This is a genomic window from Streptomyces sp. WELS2 (assembly GCF_013870595.1).
Lineage (GTDB): Bacteria > Actinomycetota > Actinomycetes > Streptomycetales > Streptomycetaceae > Streptomyces.
Genome location: NZ_JACBWZ010000745.1, coordinates 1 through 3,061, shown reverse-complemented (window position 1 = coordinate 3,061; position 3,061 = coordinate 1). Strand labels below are relative to the sequence as shown.

At 71.4% G+C, this 3,061-nt stretch carries 4 protein-coding genes; all 4 read left to right on the top strand.

Annotated elements, in window-relative coordinates; translation table 11 throughout:
* The first annotated feature begins 50 nt into the window (after positions 1 to 50).
* On the top strand, positions 51 to 839 hold the full coding sequence (locus H5J33_RS29155) for an aldose 1-epimerase (protein ID WP_181797804.1): 789 nt from the start codon (positions 51 to 53) through the stop codon (positions 837 to 839).
* Positions 840 to 849: 10 nt separating this feature from the next.
* Positions 850 to 1,401 (top strand): orotate phosphoribosyltransferase, encoded by a 552-nt coding sequence (pyrE, locus tag H5J33_RS29150; RefSeq protein ID WP_030620592.1) that lies wholly within the window; start codon positions 850 to 852, stop codon positions 1,399 to 1,401.
* Between the two features lie 141 nt (positions 1,402 to 1,542).
* Positions 1,543 to 2,565 carry a class II fructose-bisphosphate aldolase gene (gene fbaA / locus H5J33_RS29145; RefSeq protein ID WP_181797803.1) on the top strand — a complete coding sequence of 341 codons (1,023 nt, stop codon included), beginning with the start codon at positions 1,543 to 1,545 and terminating at the stop codon, positions 2,563 to 2,565.
* Between the two features lie 63 nt (positions 2,566 to 2,628).
* A partial coding sequence (locus tag H5J33_RS29140; RefSeq protein WP_181797802.1) for an MFS transporter occupies positions 2,629 to 3,061 on the top strand: 433 nt, incomplete at its 3' end.

The following is a 3,061-nucleotide window of genomic DNA, read 5'->3' as shown; positions in this document are numbered from 1 at the left end:
ACGCTGACCGGCGGCCGCGCACCCGCCGCGCGCCCCAGTAGTGTCCTCCCGTGAGCAACGAAGACATCACGCTGACCGCAGGCGAAGCGGAAGTGCGCGTCAGCCCCGCGAACGGCGGCCGGATCAGCGGGCTCAGGATCGGCTCCCTGGAGCTGCTGCGGCAGGGCCCGCGCTACGGCTGCTTCCCGATGGTCCCCTGGTGCGGCCGGATCCGCGACGGCCGCTTCCTGGACGGCGGCACCGTCCGCCGGATGCCGCTCAACTCCCCGCCGCACGCCATCCACGGCACCGCGCGCGACGGCGCCTGGCGCACCGCGCGCGTCTCGGCGGACGAGGCGGTGATCACGTACGAGCTGACCGACCCCTGGCCGCACCCCGGGCGCGTCACCCAGGTCGTCGCGCTCACCGAGGACGGCCTGACCCTCACCATGTCCGTGGAGGCGTACGACGACTCCTTCCCGGCGCAGCTCGGCTGGCACCCGTGGTTCAACCGGAACCTCGACGGCGCGGACGTGCGGCTGGACTTCGCGCCGGCCTGGCAGGAGGAGCGCGGCGCCGACCACCTGCCCACCGGCAACCGCACCGACCCCCGGCCCGGCCCCTGGGACGACTGCTTCGGCATGCCCGGCGGGGTGGACGTCACCCTCACCTGGCCGGACCGGCTGGAGCTGAAGGTGGCGAGCCGCGAGGAGTGGGTGGTGGTCTACGACGAGCAGGACGATGCCGTCTGCGTGGAACCGCAGACCGGCCCGCCCAACGGCCTGAACACCCTTCCGCGCCTGGTCACCCCGCTGGAGCCGCTGGAGGCGAGTACGACCTGGAGCTGGCGTCGGCTCTAAGCTGGTCGGCATGACGGACGACGTGCGCGGCGCGCTGCTGCAGCAGATCAAGGACAAGGCCGTGGTGCACGGCAAGGTGACCCTCTCCTCCGGTCTGGAGGCCGACTACTACGTCGACCTGCGCCGTATCACCCTCGACGGCGAGGCCGCCCCGCTGGTCGGCCAGGTGCTGCTGGACCTGACCGCGGACCTCGAGTTCGACGCGGTCGGCGGGCTCACCATGGGCGCCGACCCGGTGGCCGCCGCCATGCTGCACGCCGCCGCCGCGCGCGGGCGCCGCCTGGACGCGTTCGTGGTCCGCAAGGCGGCCAAGGCGCACGGCCTCCAGCGGCGCGTCGAGGGCCCGGACATCGCGGGCCGCCGGGTCCTGGTGGTCGAGGACACCTCCACCACCGGCGGTTCCCCGCTGACCGCCGTCGAGGCCGTGCGGGAGGCCGGCGCGGAGGTCGTCGCCGTCGCCACGATCGTGGACCGGGCGACGGGAGCCGCAGAGAAGATCGAAGCGGGCGCTGGTGTTCCCTACCGCTTCGCCTTCTCGAAGGACGAACTGGGGCTGGACTGACGATCCGGACGTTCCGGTCTTGACCGGCGCGTGGACCATGAGGTCATGTCTGGAAAGATGGGGCCGACGATGATGTCGCCCCCCAGGTCTAGGTCAGGGCCGTAACGCAGAACCCCTACCCGCAACACAAGGAGCGGACAGATGCCCATCGCAACCCCCGAGGTCTACAACGAGATGCTCGACCGGGCGAAGGCAGGCAAGTTCGCCTACCCGGCCATCAACGTGACCTCCTCGCAGACCCTGAACGCGGCGCTGCGCGGTTTCGCGGAGGCCGAGAGCGACGGCATCGTCCAGATCTCCACCGGCGGCGCGGAGTTCCTCGGCGGCCAGTACAGCAAGGACATGGTGACCGGTGCGGTCGCGCTCGCCGAGTTCGCGCACATCATCGCCGAGAAGTACCCGGTCAACATCGCCCTGCACACCGACCACTGCCCGAAGGACAAGCTCGACGGGTACGTGCGTCCGCTGATCGCGCTGTCCAAGAAGCGCGTCGACGCCGGTCTCACCCCGCTGTTCCAGTCGCACATGTGGGACGGCTCCGCCGAGACCCTCGCCGACAACCTGGGGATCGCGCAGGAGCTGCTGGAGCAGGCCCGCGCCGCCAAGATCATCCTCGAGGTGGAGATCACCCCGACCGGCGGCGAGGAGGACGGCGTCTCCCACGAGATCAACGACGAGCTGTACACCACCGTCGACGACGCCATCCGCACCGCCGAGGCCCTGGGCCTGGGCGAGAAGGGCCGCTACCTGCTGGCCGCGTCCTTCGGCAACGTGCACGGCGTGTACAAGCCGGGCAACGTCGTGCTGCGTCCCGAGCTGCTGAAGGAGCTGAACGAGGGCGTCGCCGCCCGGTTCGGCAAGGAGTCCCCGTTCGACTTCGTCTTCCACGGCGGCTCCGGCTCCACCGAGCAGGAGATCCTGACCGCGCTGGAGAACGGCGTGGTGAAGATGAACATCGACACGGACACCCAGTACGCCTTCACCCGTCCGGTCGCCGCCCACATGTTCCAGAACTACGACGGCGTCCTGAAGGTCGACGGCGAGGTCGGCAACAAGAAGGCCTACGACCCGCGCACCTGGGGCAAGCTGGCCGAGGCGAGCATGGCCGCGCGTGTCGTGCAGGCCACGCAGCACCTGCGCTCCGCGGGCAACAAGATCAAGTAAGCGGTACCCCCTGGCGGGCCCGGCGGCTGTCCCTGCCGCCGGGCCCGCTGTATATCTGGGGGCATGCCCGACGTCCGGCTCGCCTCGCCCCAGGGCAGGTGGCTGCTGTTCACCACCGTCCTCGGCTCCGCCATGGCGTTGCTGGACTCCACCGTCGTCAACGTCGCCCTGCCGCGCATCGGCCGGGACCTGGACACGGGCCTGGCCGCCCTCCAGTGGACCGTCAACGCCTACCTGGTCACGCTGGCCGGCCTGATCCTGCTCGGCGGTTCGCTCGGGGACCGGTACGGCCGCCGCCGCGTCTTCGTCCTCGGCGTGGTGTGGTTCGCGCTCGCCTCCCTGCTGTGCGGCCTGGCCCCGACGCCCGGCGTGCTGATCGCCGCGCGGGCCCTCCAAGGCGTCGGCGGCGCCCTGCTCACGCCCGGCTCGCTCGCGCTCATCCAGGCCTCCTTCCACCCCGACGACCGCGGCCGGGCGGTCGGCCTGTGGTCCGGGT